This window comes from Rhizobium sp. C1 (genome assembly GCF_021026335.1).
In the GTDB taxonomy this organism is placed as follows: Bacteria; Pseudomonadota; Alphaproteobacteria; order Rhizobiales; family Rhizobiaceae; genus Ensifer_A.
On the sequence record NZ_JAJNCY010000006.1, the window covers coordinates 299,926 to 313,831 of the forward strand.

Here is a 13,906-nt window from a genome sequence, read left to right on the forward strand (position 1 = left end):
GCCCGATATTCTTCGCCGCCGCCCCTTTCATTTTCCGCCAAAAACGCCTAGAAAGCGCCCGCTATGATGCCGCGCCGGTGGAACTTGATCATCCGAATTATTGGCCCGGCCCTTTGAGGCGCTCGTGACGCGAGCCTGCCCGAGGGTCCGGGATTTCGGCGCTTCTCTCCCGCGCCAGACTTTCACACCACCCGCAGATTTCATGCGTGGGCTGCTCCCGCGCTACTCAATGAGTGACAGACGTCCATGACCGACACCGCTGAAAAAGTTGACTATTCCTCGACCCTCTATCTGCCGCAGACGGAATTCCCGATGCGCGCCGGCCTGCCCCAGAAGGAGCCGGAAATCGTTGCCCGCTGGCAGAAAATGGAGCTCTACAAGCGCCTGCGCGCCTCCGCCGCCGGCCGCGAAAAGTTCGTCCTCCATGATGGCCCGCCCTATGCGAACGGCAACATCCATATCGGCCACGCGCTAAACAAGATCCTCAAGGATGTCATCACGCGCTCGTTCCAGATGCGCGGCTATGACTCGAACTACGTTCCCGGCTGGGACTGCCACGGCCTGCCGATCGAATGGAAGATCGAGGAAGCCTATCGCGCCAAGGGCAAGAACAAGGACGAAGTCGACATCAACGAATTCCGCCGCGAATGCCGCGAATTCGCTCAAGGGTGGATCGACGTGCAGTCGGCCGAGTTCAAGCGCCTCGGCATCGAGGGCGACTTCGAAAACCCCTATACGACCATGGCCTATCACGCCGAGTCCCGCATCGCCGGCGAACTCCTGAAGATCGCCAAGTCCGGCCAGCTCTATCGCGGCTCCAAGCCGATCATGTGGTCGGTCGTCGAGCGCACGGCGCTCGCTGAGGCGGAAGTGGAATATGCCGAGGTCGAGAGCGACACGATCTGGGTGAAGTTCCCGATTGTTGATGTTGCTTCCGTAATGCTGAACGAGGGGCCGACTTACGGCGCGGGTCCTGCTTCGGATCAGGCGTTCGAAGACGCTAAGAAGCGGACGGAACAGTATCGTTCCGATCTCGAGTCGGCCTTCGTCGTTATCTGGACGACCACCCCATGGACCATCCCCGGCAACCGCGCCATCTCCTTCTCCTCGCGCTTCGCCTATGGCCTTTATGAGGTGGAAACCGCGCAAAACGATTTTGGACCGCAGCCGGGTGAAAAGCTGATCTTTGCTAAGCGCCTTGCCGGCGAGTGTTTTGCAAAAGCAAAGCTGACATATCGCGAGGTTCGCGATGTCGAGGCCGAAGAACTCGCGGCCATCACCTGCGCCCACCCGCTCGCAGCCCTCGGCTACGACTTCGATGTCCCGCTTCTCGATGGCGATCACGTCACCGACGATGCCGGTACGGGTTTCGTCCACACCGCCCCCGGCCACGGTCGCGAGGACTTTGACGCCTGGATGGCGTCCGCGCGCGAACTGGAAGCGCGCGGCATCTCGACCAAGATCCCCTTCACCGTCGACGACGCCGGCTTCTACACCGAGGACGCCCCTGGCTTCGGCCCCTCCGCACCGGAAGGTCCGGCTCGCGTCATGGACGATAACGGCAAGAAGGGCGACGCGAACAATCGTGTCATCAAGGCGCTGATCGACGCGAACAACCTCTTCGCCCGTGGCCGCATCAAGCATGACTATCCGCATTCCTGGCGCTCCAAGAAGCCGGTCATCTTCCGCAATACGCCGCAATGGTTCGTCTACATGGACAAGGACCTCGGCGATGCCTCGACGCTGCGTTCGCGCGCGCTGAAGGCCATCGACGAGACCCGTTTCGTCCCCGCCGGCGGCCAGAACCGCCTGCGCGGCATGATCGAGCAGCGTCCGGACTGGGTTCTTTCCCGTCAAAGAGCATGGGGCGTGCCGATCGCCATCTTCGCGAAGGAAGACGGCACGGTTCTGGTCGATGACGAGGTCAACGCCCGCATTCTTGACGCCTTCGAAAAGGAAGGCGCCGATGCCTGGTTCGCACCCGGTGCCGCAGAGCGCTTCCTCGGCAGCAAGTATGATCCGTCCGAGTGGAAGCAGGTCCGCGACATTCTCGACGTCTGGTTTGACTCGGGCTCGACGCATACCTTCACGCTGGAAGACCGTCCGGACCTGAAATGGCCGGCCGATGTCTATCTGGAAGGCTCCGACCAGCATCGCGGCTGGTTCCATTCCTCGCTGCTCGAAAGCTGCGCCACGCGCGGTCGTGCGCCCTATAACGCCGTCGTGACGCATGGCTTCACGATGGCCGAAGACGGCCGCAAGATGTCGAAGTCGCTCGGCAACCAGGTCTTCCCGCAGGACGTCATGGCGCAATCGGGTGCGGATATCCTGCGCCTCTGGGTCATGAACACCGACTATTGGGAAGATCAGCGCCTCGGCAAGACGATCATCCAGACCAATATCGACGCCTATCGCAAGATCCGCAACACGATCCGCTGGATGCTCGGCACGCTCGCCCACGACAAGGGCGAAGAGATCGCCTATGCCGATCTGCCGGCGCTCGAAAAGCTGATGCTGCATCGTCTGGCCGAACTGGATGAGATCGTCCGCAAGGGGTACGACGAATTCGACTTCAAGCGTGTCGTGCGCTCGCTGTCGGACTTTGCAAACGTCGAACTCTCGGCCTTCTACTTCGACGTCCGCAAGGATGCGCTCTACTGCGACGCCCCGTCGTCGCTGCGCCGCCGCGCGGCGCTGCATGTCATCCGCAAGCTCTTCGAAAGCCTTGTGCTGTGGTTCGCGCCCATGCTGCCCTTCACGATGGAAGAGGCATGGCTGTCGCGCAAGCCGGACGCCGAGTCGGTTCACCTCGAACAGTTCCCGGAGATCCCGGCCGACTGGAAGAACGAGGCGCTGGCCGCCAAGTGGGCGAAGATCCGCGAAGTCCGCAAGGTCGTCACCGGTGCACTCGAAATCGAGCGCCGCGAGAAGCGCATCGGCTCTTCGCTGGAGGCAGCTCCGGTCGTGCATGTCACGAATGCCGAGCTGCTTGAGGCGCTGAAGGGCGAGGACTTCGCCGAGATCTGCATCACCTCGGATATCTTGGTGGACGGCTCGGAAGGCCCCGCTGAGGCGTTCCGTCTCGATGACGTCTCGGGCGTCTCCGTGGAGCCGAAGCTGGCCGAAGGCAAGAAATGCGCGCGTTCCTGGAAGGTCACTAAGGATGTCGGGTCCGACCCGGATTATCCCGAAGTTTCCGCCCGCGATGCCGCCGCTCTGCGCGAGCTGGGCGTAAAGGCCTGAACGATCTTGGTATAAATACCGGATGAGGTTTGCCTTTTGGCGATCCATCCGGTATTTTCCGCCCGAAATTGGCCGGAATTTCGGTTAATGGCTTTTAAATTCAGGTGACAAGCCGTAGTAAAGGCCGTGTGAACTATACGCCTCAGGCATCAGGGACAATCAGCAACATGACCTCTTGGTTTCGAGTAGCAGTCGGTATTCTTGGCATGACGGTCTGCGGGACAGTGCTGACCGGCTGCATCAGCAGCCCGACTTACGGGACCAACAAGACGGCTGCTGAGCATCTGGTGGACGACGTCGGCAGCGTTCTCGATGTCACGCCCGACACAAAGAACGACAAGATCGCCTATCAGCCGAACCCCAAGCTGGTCGTGCCGGCGCGCAAGGATCAGCTGATCCCGCCGCAGCAGTCCGTCACCGACGGCCAGAACTGGGTGGAAAGCCCGGAACAGACACGTCAGCGCCTGCGCGCCGAAGCGGATCAGGGCGGGCAGGGCTATCGCTCGCCGCTTCTGGGGCAGACCGCAGCGAACCAGACGCAGACTCTGGCCGAGCAGCGTCAGGCCTACCGCGAAGGCCGCAAGATCCAGCAGGGCATTGCATCCGACAAGCGCCGCTTCCTCAGCGACCCGCCGCTCGACTATCGCAAGGTCGATCAGAGCGAGCTGGGCGATCTCGGGACGCCCGAGAAGGTCAAGGAGCGCGAGCGCAAGAAGGAAGCAACCGCTGCCAAGCAGACCAAGGGCAACTGGTGGGACATTTTCGACTGATCCTGTCAACGCAGATAAAAAGAAAGCCCGGAGCGTCCACGTTCCGGGCTTTTTTGTTGGCCGAACCTCTGCGGCGATTGCCGCCGGGTTCTTTGTTGGGCATATCTTGAGTCGCATCTAATATTTGCGAGCGCCGCCCCATGCCTGGTCTTTATCGGTTCGTAATCGCGCGCGCAGCGCTGACGGCGTTTCTGTCGCTCGTCGCCTCCTTCTGCATTTCCTATCTCGTCGTGCCGTTGCTCGGCGGGCGGCTGGAAGGCGCCGGCTTGATCATGACGCTGGTTCTGCCGGTCGTCATCGCCTTTCCCGCCAGTGCCGTGCATTTCTGGCAGTTCGAAACCACACGTCGGCTCAAGAACAGTCTCTGCGCCGCCCTGAAGGAAATCGACGAGGTGAACGCGAAACTGATCAGCGCCAATGTGGCGCTGATCGCCGAGCGCAGCCATGATCCGCTGACGCGTCTGCTGACCGAGGATGTCTTTCGGGCGCGGATGCAGGATCAGACGGAGCAGGCGGATATCGGTCAACTGGTGAAGCTGCGCGTCGACGGTGTGGCGCTCCTGCGCAAGAGCCACGGCATTGCGCTGGCTGAAACGGCGATCTTTGCCGTCGCCGCTGCCATTCGCCGCGCCCTGCGTCCATCTGCCGGGTGTGGGCGAAGCGGCCATGCCGGTGACGATTTCTGCCGGCGGCGTCGAATGTGCGCCCAGTTTCGCCATCGATGCCGCCTTTGCCGCGGCCCAGGCCGAGCTTGAACAGTCGCTGGCTCAGGGCGGCAATTGCAGCCACTGGGGCAGCCTGCGCCATTCCGTCGGCCTGCCGCGCAAAGCCTGACTCCCATCAAAACCAGGAGACCTCGATGCCCGCCACGATTCGAACGGCGACGATTGCCGATACGCCGACCATCTTCCGTTTCATCTCAGAACTGGCCGAATTCGAGAAGGCCGCCGATCAGGTCGAAACCAGCGTGGAGCAACTGGAGCTGACTGTCTTCGGCCCCGATGCGGTCGTCGATACGCTGATCTGCGAAGAGGATGGCAACCCGCTCGCCTTCGCGCTCTGGTACTACACCTTCTCCACCTGGCAGGGTCGGCCGGGCATCTATCTCGAAGACCTCTATGTCACGCCCGCCGCGCGCGGCCGTGGCATCGGCACGATGGTCCTGAAACATCTCGCCAATTTCGCGCTGGAGAACGGCTATGGCCGTTTCGAATGGAGCGTGCTCGACTGGAATACGCCGGCCATCCGCACCTATGATGCAACCGGTGCAAAGCCGCAAAGCGAATGGATTCGCTATCGTCTGTCGGGCGACGAGCTTGAGAGTTTTGCTAGGCGCTGAGCCTCAGCGCCTCCCGGCGAAGAAGTCTCTGAGAATGGTCGCAGCTTCCTGTTCCGCAATCCCTGAATAGACTTCCGGCGCATGATGGCAGGTCGGCTGCGCATAGAAGCGCCCGCCATGATCCACGCCGCCGCCCTTCGGGTCCTCGGCCCCGTAATAGAGCCGGCGGATGCGGGCAAAGGAAATGGCCGCCGCGCACATGGCGCAGGGCTCCAGCGTCACATAGAGGTCGGCATCGATCAGACGCTCGGACCCGAGCTTGGCGGAGGCCTCGCGGATCGCCAGGATCTCGGCATGCGCCGTCACGTCATTGAGCTCGCGCGTGCGGTTTCCGGCGCTCGCGATGACCTCTCCGTCGAGGACAATGACCGCGCCGACGGGCACTTCGCCGCGCGAAGCCGCTGCCCGCGCCTCTTCAAGCGCCCTGTCCATGATGCGTTTTGACCCGTTCACGCGAGAAACCTCTTAACGTCGTGATTGCGACCTGATAAGGGACGCCAAACGAATAGGCAAATTCAGGATCAAGTCCAGCGAAAGCGTTTGTGCTTTCAGTGCGGATTTGGGTGTCGGGTGACACGAGACAGCCTGTTTGCGGCTCAAGAATAAGTGGACAGCCTCTCATGGCATTCGATGACGAAAAGAAGCGCCCGGCCCGCAAGCCGGCCGGCGGCGCAGGCAAACGAGATTCCGCAGCGGGCGGCCCGAGCAGCAAGGGCGGAAAGCCTTATGGCAAGCCCGCAGGCAAGAGCTTTGGCAAGCCCGGCGAAGGCCGGAGCTTCTCCAAGGGGGCCGAAGGCGGCGCGGAGAAGCGTTTCGGCAAACCGGCTGGCAAGAGCTTCGCGAGAAGCGATGAGACTGTCGGCGAAAAGCGTTTCGGCAAGTCCGAAGGACGCTCCTTCGACAAGCCAAAATATGACAAGCCCGCTGGCAAGTCGTTTGGCAAACCGGGTGGCAAACCCGCGTTCAAGTCCGACCGTCCAAAGACTGACGGCAAGTTTGCAGCTCCCAAGCCGGCCACCGAAACCGCAGGCCTCGAGCCCGAGCGCGTTTCCAAGCTGCTTGCCCGCGCGGGCGTCGCCTCGCGCCGCGATGTCGAGCGCATGATCATGGAAGGCCGCATTCGCCTCAATGGCGAAGTGCTCACCGCGCCGGCCGTCAACGCCACCTATGCCGACAATATCGAAGTCGACGGCGAGCGCATCCGTGGGCCGGAGCGCACACGCCTCTGGCTCTACCACAAGCCGGCTGGCCTCGTGACCACGAATGCCGACCCGGAAGGCCGCCCGACGGTGTTTGACAACCTGCCGGAAGGCCTGCCGCGCGTCATGTCCATCGGCCGCCTCGACATCAACACCGAAGGCCTGCTGCTGCTCACCAATGACGGCGGTCTCGCCCGTGTGCTCGAACTGCCCTCGACCGGGTGGCTGCGCCGCTATCGCGTCCGCGCCCACGGTTCCGTCGATCAGGCCAAGCTCGACCAGCTGAAGGACGGCATCGCCGTCGACGGTGTCCTCTATGGCGGCATCGACGCGATCCTCGACCGCGAGCAGGGCCATAATGCCTGGATTACGATGGGTCTGCGCGAAGGCAAGAACCGCGAAATCAAGAACGTGCTCGGCGCCATCGGCCTCGACGTGAACCGCCTGATCCGCATTTCCTACGGCCCCTTCCAGCTCGGCAACCTGCCGGAAGGCCAGGTGATGGAAATCAAGGGCCGCATGCTACGCGACCAGCTCGGCCCGCGCCTGATCGAAGAGGCCAAGGCCAATTTCGATGCGCCGATCTTCGACCACACAGGCGCGCTCGTCGCCGACGAAGACGATGCCCGTCCGGCCGTCCGCAAGCCGCGCGACCAGCAGGACCGTGCGCCACGTGCCGACTGGAGCGATCGTGGCGATCGCCCGCAGCGCGACCGCTCCTTCGGCGACAAGCCCTTTGGCGGAAAGCCAGCGCGCAGCGGCGACCGCAAGACTGGCGACCGCGAAGAGCGTTCCGACAAGAAGATCCCGCCGCGCAATGTCCGCAACGCCAATGTCTGGATGGCGCCCGGCGCCCGTCCGCTCGGCGAAAAGGAAGCCGCCAAGGTTGCCAAGGTAACCGCCAAGCGCGGCCCGCGTCCGGAACCACGCAAGCCCGAAGCCACGGTTTCCGACCGCGTCGTGCGTCCGACGGTCCTCAAGGTCCGCGACGATGAGGGCCAGTGGATCCGTGCCACCGGCGATGCCGACAAGAAGCGGGAAGGCGAGGGTGGACGCGACCGCAAGCGCGGCTTCGGCGACCGTCCCCGTGATGATCGTCGTGATGACAGGCCCCGCGGCGAGCGCTCCTTCGGTGACCGCCCGTTTGGCGACCGTCCGCCGCGCGAACCCCGCGAAGGCGGCCGCGACGCGGCGCGTCCCGCTCGCGCCTTCTCCGGAAAGCCACGCTCCGATCGCGATGGTGCCGACCGTCCCTTCGGCGACAAGCCGAGAGGCAAACCCTTCGGCAAGCCTTCGGGTGACAAGCCCTTTGGCGCACGCGGCGGCAAGCCGGGTGGCGGCAAGGGCTTTGGTGGAAAGCCCGGCGGCGGTAAGGGTTTCGGTGGCAAGCCTTCGGGCGGCCGCACTGGCGGCCCGCGTGGTGGTGGTAAGCCGAAAGGCTGAGGCTTTTTGAGGGAGTGGGCTCCATCGCGTGAAACCCTCATCTGCCTGCCGGCATCTTCTCCCCGAGGGGAGAAGAGGAAGTGCCGCAGCGCTGCCGGCCTCCTCGCCCCTTGGGGAGAGGTCCGCCGAGCGAAGCGGAGGCGGGGTGAGGGGTGAGCCAGGAACTCATGCGTGAAAAGCCGTGCACCGCGCAGGCGATTGCGGTCACGGCATGTGAGTAAGAGGAACAACCGATGCGCATCGTCGGCGGTGAATTTCGCGGCCGGGCTCTGGCCGCGCCGAAATCCAACGAGATCCGCCCGACCACGGACCGGACGCGCGAGAGCCTGTTCAACATTCTCGCGCATAGCTATCCGGAAGCGCTCTTGAAAACGCGGGTGATCGACGTCTTTGCCGGCACGGGCGCCGTCGGCCTTGAGGCGATTTCGCGTGGCTGCCAGCAGGGCCTCTTCGTCGAGACGAGCGTCGAGGGCAGGGGGCTGCTGCGCCAGAACATCGAGACGCTGGGGCTTCAGTCCCGCGCCCGCATCTTCCGCCGTGACGCGACCGATCTCGGTGTCGTCGGCACGATGGAGCCCTTTCATATTCTCTTCGCAGATCCACCGTATGGAAAGGGTTTGGGCGAGAAGGCAATTGCAGCTGCTATTCGTGGTGGCTGGCTGGTTCCCGGTGCGCTGGTCATTCTGGAAGAACGAGCCGATGTCGCGCCCGTGATCCCGCCGGGCCTGACGTTTATCGAGGAGCGCGCCTTCGGAGACACGAAGATGCACTTTTATCGTTTCGGCGCGTGATGGCTGACAAGAGCAAGAAGAAAAAGAAGAAGAAAGACAAGGACCGCGAAAAGGTCGCCCCGCAGACCTCGCCGACCATTGCGCTGGCGCTTGGCGGCGGCGGCGCACGCGGCATTGCCCATATTCCCGTTCTCGAGGCGCTGGACGAACTCGGCCTGGCGCCGGTCGCCATAAACGGCTCGTCAATCGGCGCACTGATGGGCGCTGGCCGCGCCGCCGGCATGACCGGCCGCGAAATCCGCGAATACACACTCGCAACCGTTGGAAACCGCAATCAGGTCATCAACCGGCTCTGGAAGCTCCGTCCGGAAAACATGCGCAAGGGCTTCCGCTTCGGCCAGTTCAATCTGGAACGCATCCTTCGCGCCTTCCTGCCCGACGCCATTCCGGAAGATTTCTGCCAGCTCGACATTCCGCTGCAGGTCACGGTCACGGATTACTACGGCCAGTGCGGGCTGCTGGTGGGCGAGGGCGAACTCTTCCCGGCGCTCGCGGCTTCAGCAGCCATCCCCGCGCTTTTCATGCCGGTGACCATGGGGGGGCGCGTGATGATCGATGGCGGCGTCTTCGATCCGGTTCCCTACGAGAGCCTCATCGGCAAGGCCGATATCGTGATCGGTGTCGATGTCGTCGGCGCGCCGGAGGGCGATGGTGTCACCATTCCCAACCGCATCGACAGCCTCTTCGGCGCATCGCAATTGATGATGCAGTCTCTGATCGCCACCAAGATGCGCAGCAGCCCGCCCGACATTCTGCTGCGGCCGGAAGTGAACCGCTTCCGTGTGCTCGATTTCATGCGCGCCGGCGAAGTGCTGGAAGCGGCAAATGGGGTGAAGGACGAAGTGAAGCGCCTGATCGATGCCGAGATCGCGTTCCGGCAGAAGCCGTGACGCTTAGAGCGATTTCAGGAAAAGTGGAAACCAGTTTTCCGTCCAAAATTGCGTAAAAACAAACGGATAGAGCATTTCAATGTTTCTATGAAACGGTGAAACGCTCTAGCAGTTTCAATCCTGCTCTTCGCGCTTGCGCGGCTTGACCAGCGGTTCCGGATTGACCGGACGCGTATGTAGCATGTCGCGGCCCGCCGTGATGCCTTCTGCCGCCTGCAGTGCCAGACGTGCATAGTCGCGCTCGCGCGTCTCGTCCGCCAGCTCCACCGCGGTCGTTTCATCGACGCCCAGACCTTCCAGCGTTTTCGCACCGAATTTCAGGCCGCCCTCGAAGGTCTCGCGCTCGCCATAGTCGATGCCGCGCGCCTGGAGCGAGAGGAGATGCACACGGTCATAGGCGCGCACGAAAAGCCGCGTCTGCGGGAATTCGTCGAGGACCAGATCGACGATCCGGTCGGTGATTTCCTTTTTCTGCGTACACACCGCGACGATCTTGGCGCGCTCCACGCCGGCCGAGCGCAGCACGTCCTTGCGCGTGCCGTCGCCGAAATAGATGCGGAACCCGAAATTCGCGGCTTGGCGGATACGGTCTGCCGATTGGTCGATGATGGTCACGTCGCGACCGCTCGCCAGCAGCACCTGCGCAGCAACCTGGCCGAAACGCGAGAAACCTATGATCAGGACGTCCGAGCCCGCGCCCTCGAAATCCTCGTCCAGCTCTTCCACAGGTCCATCTCTCAGCAGGAACGGGACGAGCGCCACGCCGAGAGGCGTCGCGGCCATGGTCAGAGTCACGGTCGCAATCAGCAGCGAGGCGGTCGAGGGCGGAAACAGGAAGGCGGCAGTGGCGGCGGAAAAGAGCACGAAGCCGAATTCGCCGCCCTGCTGCAAAAGCCCCGCGATTTTGACCGCATCGTTATGCGACGAGCCTGTAATGCGACAGGCGGCATAGATGGTGAGCGCCTTGACGATCATGACGGCGGGAACGGCCACCAGCACGAGGATCCAGTTCTGCTCGATCACCTGCAGATCGAGCGACATGCCGACTGCCATGAAGAACAGGCCGAGCAGAATGCCACGGAACGGCTCGATATCCGCCTCCAGCTCATGCCGGAAGCTCGATTCCGACAGCATCACGCCGGCGAGGAAGGAGCCCATGGCCATGGAGAGCCCGGCCAGCTCCACCGTCACGGCCGCAGCCATCACGACGAAAAGGGCCGCTGCAATCATTGCCTCCCGTGCGCCGGTCCGCGCAATCACCTGAAAGAGCGGATTGAGCAGGTAGCGCCCGGCCACCAGAACGGCGACGATGACGGCAATCGCGATGGCGAAGTTCTGCAGCCGGTCGGGGGCCGCGACATCGCCCTGCTGGCGGGCCAGAAGCGGGATAAGCGCCAGCAGCGGCACGATGGCGAGATCCTGGAACAGCAGCAGCGAGAAGGTGCGCTGCCCGTGCTTGGTCGAGCGCTCGCCATTGTCCTCGAGGATCTGCAGCGCGAAGGCGGTCGAGGATAGCGCGAGGCCAAAGCCCGCGACCAATGCACCCTGCCAGTCGAGAAGCCCCGTGACGATGCAGATCGCAGACAGTGTTGCACCGCTCAGGCCCACCTGCAGCATGCCGAGCCCGAAAATGTCCTTGCGCATCTGCCAGAGCCGCGAGGGCTTCAGTTCCAGTCCGATGACGAAGAGCAGGAAGACGACGCCGAGTTCGGCAACGCCGAGGATGTCTTCTGCTCCGCGAATGAGATGCATGACCGGCCCGATCACCACGCCGGCGGCGAGATACCCGAGAACAGTGCCAAGACCGAGCTTCTTGAAAATGGGCGAGGCGACGACGGCGCCCCCCAGAAGAATCAGTGCTTCCTCGAACAGACTATGGGCGTTCGTCATGGCATTCCTACATCGGACGGGCGTGAAACGGGGCGGAAAGATCGAATCGACATCAGGTGGGCTTGATGCTTCTGGAAGGGAACAATAAATGGAGCTGAAAGAAAGGACAAATCATGTCATCGACGTCCGATTCGGAAAATCTCCTTTCACGCGCTTCAGAGCTGATCGATCTTGCCCGCGCCGCAGGTGCCGACAAGGCCGATGCCGTGGTCATGCGCTCCCGCTCCTCCTCCGTCTCGGTGCGTCTCGGCAAGGTCGAGGGCACGGAAAGCTCGGAGAGCGACGACTTCTCGCTGCGTGTTTTCGTCGGCCAGAAGGTCGCGACCGTCTCCGCCAATCCGGGCTTCGACCTGAAGGCGCTGGCCGAACGCGCGGTCGCCATGGCCAAGGTCTCGCCGGAAGACAAGTTCGCCTGCCTCGCGGATGAAAAGGATCTGGCGCGGTCCTTCCCCGATCTCCAGCTCTTCGATGCGACGGAAGTGAGCGCCGCCGACCTGACGGACAAGGCGCTTGCCGCAGAAGCCGCAGCGCTTGCCGTCAGCGGCGTCAGCAATTCCGTCGGCGCCGGCGCCTCCGCCGGCATGGGCGGACTGGTGCTCGCCACCTCGCATGGCTTTTCCGGGGCCTATCAGGCCAGCCGCTTCGGCTTCTCGGTCAGCGTCATTGCCGGCGAAGGCACCGGCATGGAGCGCGATTACGACTATTCCAGCGAACTCTTCTACTCGGAACTCGAAGACCCAGCGCAAGTCGGCCGCCGCGCCGGCGAACGGGCCGTCAAGCGCCTCAATCCGCGTCAGGTCCCGACGGCCAAGGGCCTGACGGTCGTCTTCGACCCGCGCGTCTCGCGCGGCATCGCCGGCCATATCGCTGGCGCGATCAATGGCGCATCAGTCGCCCGCAAGACCTCCTTCCTGCGCGACCGCATGGGCAAGCAGGTGCTGAAGGCCGGGCTCACCGTCACCGACGATCCGCTCATCGTGCGCGGCTCCTCCTCGCGTCCCTTCGATGGCGAGGGCGTGACGGGCGAGAAGCTCACCATGATCGAGGACGGCGTGCTCAAGCACTGGTTCCTTTCGACCTCGACTGGCCGAGAACTGGGCCTGCCGACCAACGGCCGCGGCGTCCGCGGCGGCTCCAGCGTGACCCCGGCTTCGACCAATTTCGCACTTGAGCCGGGTGATATGTCCCCGGAAGATCTGATCCGCTCGATCGGCAACGGCTTCTACGTCACCGAAGTCATCGGCCAGGGCGTCAACATGATCACAGGCGAATATAGCCGCGGCGCGTCCGGCTTCTGGATCGAGAATGGCGAATTGACCTTCCCGGTTTCGGAGGTCACGATTGCCTCGAACCTGAAGGACATGTTCATGGCGCTGACGCCAGCCAGCGACATCGACCGCAGCTACGGCACGGCTGCGCCGACCATCGCCATCGAGAACATGACGCTGGCGGGTAAGTAAAAAAGGAAGACGCGGATATGGCGGAGAGCGGCGCGGGACAGTGGGACGATGATCTCGATCTGCTCGTCTCTGCCGCCACCGAAGCCGGAGAGGCCGCCATGGGCTATTTCCGCAACTCGCCCGAGACATGGTGGAAGAACGAGGGACGCTCCCCTGTCACGGCCGCCGACTATGCAGCCAACGATATTCTGATCGACCGGTTGCGGCTCGCCCGGCCGAGCTACGGCTGGCTCTCTGAGGAGACGGAAGACGACGGCGCACGCCTCGGCTTCGAAACGCTCTTCGTCATCGATCCCATCGACGGCACCCGTGCCTTCATGAACGGGCTCGCGACCTGGTGTGTCAGCGCCGCTGTCGTCCATCGCGGCCGCCCTGTTGCCGGCGTTCTGGTCGCGCCGGCGTTGGGCGAGACATTTACCGCCGCGCACGACGGCGTTGCGCTGAAGAACGGCTTCCCGATTTCCGCCCGCCAGCCTTCCGATGCCGTCGCGATTGCAGCACCCGCGGAGGCGTTCCGGCGTCTGAAGCCCGACTATCTCGCCCGCGCCCGCCGGGTCGAACATATCCCGTCGTTGGCCTATCGCCTCGCCATGATTGCCGATGGCCGCATCGATGCGACACTGGTCTATGCCAATTCGCATGATTGGGATCTTGCTGCGGCCGAACTCATTCTGGAGCGCGCCGGCGGCAGGCTGTCGAGCCTTGATGGCAGGCCGCTGGGCTATAACGGAGCAGCCGTCACGCATCCGGCGCTCTGCGCCGCGCATGAAACAGGCCTCAAGAGCCTATCCAGCGCTGCACAAACCGCTTTCAGCCATTGACCTTTCTCTCCAAATTGAGCACATCGCTCTGACGGAGGAACCTGCTGAACAGGAACGATC

General features: G+C 63.2%; 11 protein-coding genes. 9 read left to right on the plus strand and 2 right to left on the minus strand.

The genetic code is table 11. The features are described from left to right. The first annotated feature begins 246 nt into the window (after positions 1–246). From ileS to LQK83_RS15115, 4 genes are all read left to right on the plus strand, one after another. Positions 247–3,243 carry an isoleucine--tRNA ligase gene (ileS, locus tag LQK83_RS15100; protein WP_230838208.1) on the plus strand — a complete coding sequence of 999 codons (2,997 nt, stop codon included), beginning with the start codon at positions 247–249 and terminating at the stop codon, positions 3,241–3,243. A 167-nt stretch (positions 3,244–3,410) separates the two neighbouring features. After that, complete coding sequence (locus LQK83_RS15105) at positions 3,411–4,013, plus strand: hypothetical protein (RefSeq protein ID WP_230838209.1); 603 nt, start codon at positions 3,411–3,413, stop codon at positions 4,011–4,013. 140 nt (positions 4,014–4,153) lie between these two features. Next, positions 4,154–4,768 (plus strand): hypothetical protein, encoded by a 615-nt coding sequence (locus LQK83_RS15110; RefSeq protein WP_230838210.1) that lies wholly within the window; start codon positions 4,154–4,156, stop codon positions 4,766–4,768. Between the two features lie 104 nt (positions 4,769–4,872). Continuing rightward, a complete protein-coding gene (locus LQK83_RS15115) occupies positions 4,873–5,352 on the plus strand; it encodes a GNAT family N-acetyltransferase (RefSeq protein WP_230838211.1) in 480 nt (159 codons plus the stop codon). A gap of 3 nt (positions 5,353–5,355) precedes the next feature. Here the strand turns inward: LQK83_RS15115 and LQK83_RS15120 are convergent, their stop codons facing one another. Next, positions 5,356–5,784: a nucleoside deaminase gene (locus tag LQK83_RS15120; RefSeq protein WP_230838256.1), complete on the minus strand. Its 429-nt coding sequence runs from the start codon at positions 5,782–5,784 to the stop codon at positions 5,356–5,358. Positions 5,785–5,972: 188 nt separating this feature from the next. Between LQK83_RS15120 and LQK83_RS15125 the strand changes: the two genes are divergently transcribed. From LQK83_RS15125 to LQK83_RS15135, 3 genes are all read left to right on the plus strand, one after another. Then, positions 5,973–7,994, plus strand: a complete 2,022-nt coding sequence (locus LQK83_RS15125; protein ID WP_230838212.1) for a pseudouridine synthase — start codon at positions 5,973–5,975, stop codon at positions 7,992–7,994. A 233-nt stretch (positions 7,995–8,227) separates the two neighbouring features. Further along, positions 8,228–8,785, plus strand: a complete 558-nt coding sequence (gene rsmD, locus LQK83_RS15130; RefSeq protein ID WP_230838213.1) for a 16S rRNA (guanine(966)-N(2))-methyltransferase RsmD — start codon at positions 8,228–8,230, stop codon at positions 8,783–8,785. Then, complete coding sequence (locus LQK83_RS15135; RefSeq protein ID WP_230838214.1) at positions 8,785–9,675, plus strand: patatin-like phospholipase family protein; 891 nt, start codon at positions 8,785–8,787, stop codon at positions 9,673–9,675. Before rsmD ends, LQK83_RS15135 begins: the two co-directional genes overlap by 1 nt. 114 nt (positions 9,676–9,789) lie before the next feature. Here the strand turns inward: LQK83_RS15135 and LQK83_RS15140 are convergent, their stop codons facing one another. Continuing rightward, positions 9,790–11,565, minus strand: a complete 1,776-nt coding sequence (locus tag LQK83_RS15140) for a monovalent cation:proton antiporter-2 (CPA2) family protein (RefSeq protein WP_230838215.1) — start codon at positions 11,563–11,565, stop codon at positions 9,790–9,792. 113 nt (positions 11,566–11,678) lie between these two features. Here LQK83_RS15140 and LQK83_RS15145 point away from each other — a divergent pair, with 113 nt between their 5' ends. Both LQK83_RS15145 and LQK83_RS15150 read left to right on the plus strand, forming a co-directional pair. Beyond that, the gene (locus tag LQK83_RS15145) at positions 11,679–13,025 is read left to right on the plus strand and encodes a TldD/PmbA family protein (RefSeq protein ID WP_230838216.1); all 1,347 of its coding nucleotides are present in this window, start codon (positions 11,679–11,681) and stop codon (positions 13,023–13,025) included. Between the two features lie 17 nt (positions 13,026–13,042). Continuing rightward, the gene (locus LQK83_RS15150; RefSeq protein WP_230838217.1) at positions 13,043–13,846 is read left to right on the plus strand and encodes a 3'(2'),5'-bisphosphate nucleotidase CysQ; all 804 of its coding nucleotides are present in this window, start codon (positions 13,043–13,045) and stop codon (positions 13,844–13,846) included. The last annotated feature ends 60 nt before the right edge of the window (positions 13,847–13,906 follow it).

What these genes read in the sequence shown, in the direction of transcription:
- ileS (WP_230838208.1), top strand. Translation starts at nt 247, where the DNA reads ATGACCGACACCGCTGAAAAAGTTGACTATTCCTCGACCCTCTATCTG.
- LQK83_RS15105 (WP_230838209.1), top strand. Translation starts at nt 3,411, where the DNA reads ATGACCTCTTGGTTTCGAGTAGCAGTCGGTATTCTTGGCATGACGGTC.
- LQK83_RS15110 (WP_230838210.1), top strand. Translation starts at nt 4,154, where the DNA reads ATGCCTGGTCTTTATCGGTTCGTAATCGCGCGCGCAGCGCTGACGGCG.
- LQK83_RS15115 (WP_230838211.1), top strand. Translation starts at nt 4,873, where the DNA reads ATGCCCGCCACGATTCGAACGGCGACGATTGCCGATACGCCGACCATC.
- LQK83_RS15120 (WP_230838256.1), bottom strand. Translation starts at nt 5,784, where the DNA reads ATGGACAGGGCGCTTGAAGAGGCGCGGGCAGCGGCTTCGCGCGGCGAA.
- LQK83_RS15125 (WP_230838212.1), top strand. Translation starts at nt 5,973, where the DNA reads ATGGCATTCGATGACGAAAAGAAGCGCCCGGCCCGCAAGCCGGCCGGC.
- rsmD (WP_230838213.1), top strand. Translation starts at nt 8,228, where the DNA reads ATGCGCATCGTCGGCGGTGAATTTCGCGGCCGGGCTCTGGCCGCGCCG.
- LQK83_RS15135 (WP_230838214.1), top strand. Translation starts at nt 8,785, where the DNA reads ATGGCTGACAAGAGCAAGAAGAAAAAGAAGAAGAAAGACAAGGACCGC.
- LQK83_RS15140 (WP_230838215.1), bottom strand. Translation starts at nt 11,565, where the DNA reads ATGACGAACGCCCATAGTCTGTTCGAGGAAGCACTGATTCTTCTGGGG.
- LQK83_RS15145 (WP_230838216.1), top strand. Translation starts at nt 11,679, where the DNA reads ATGTCATCGACGTCCGATTCGGAAAATCTCCTTTCACGCGCTTCAGAG.
- LQK83_RS15150 (WP_230838217.1), top strand. Translation starts at nt 13,043, where the DNA reads ATGGCGGAGAGCGGCGCGGGACAGTGGGACGATGATCTCGATCTGCTC.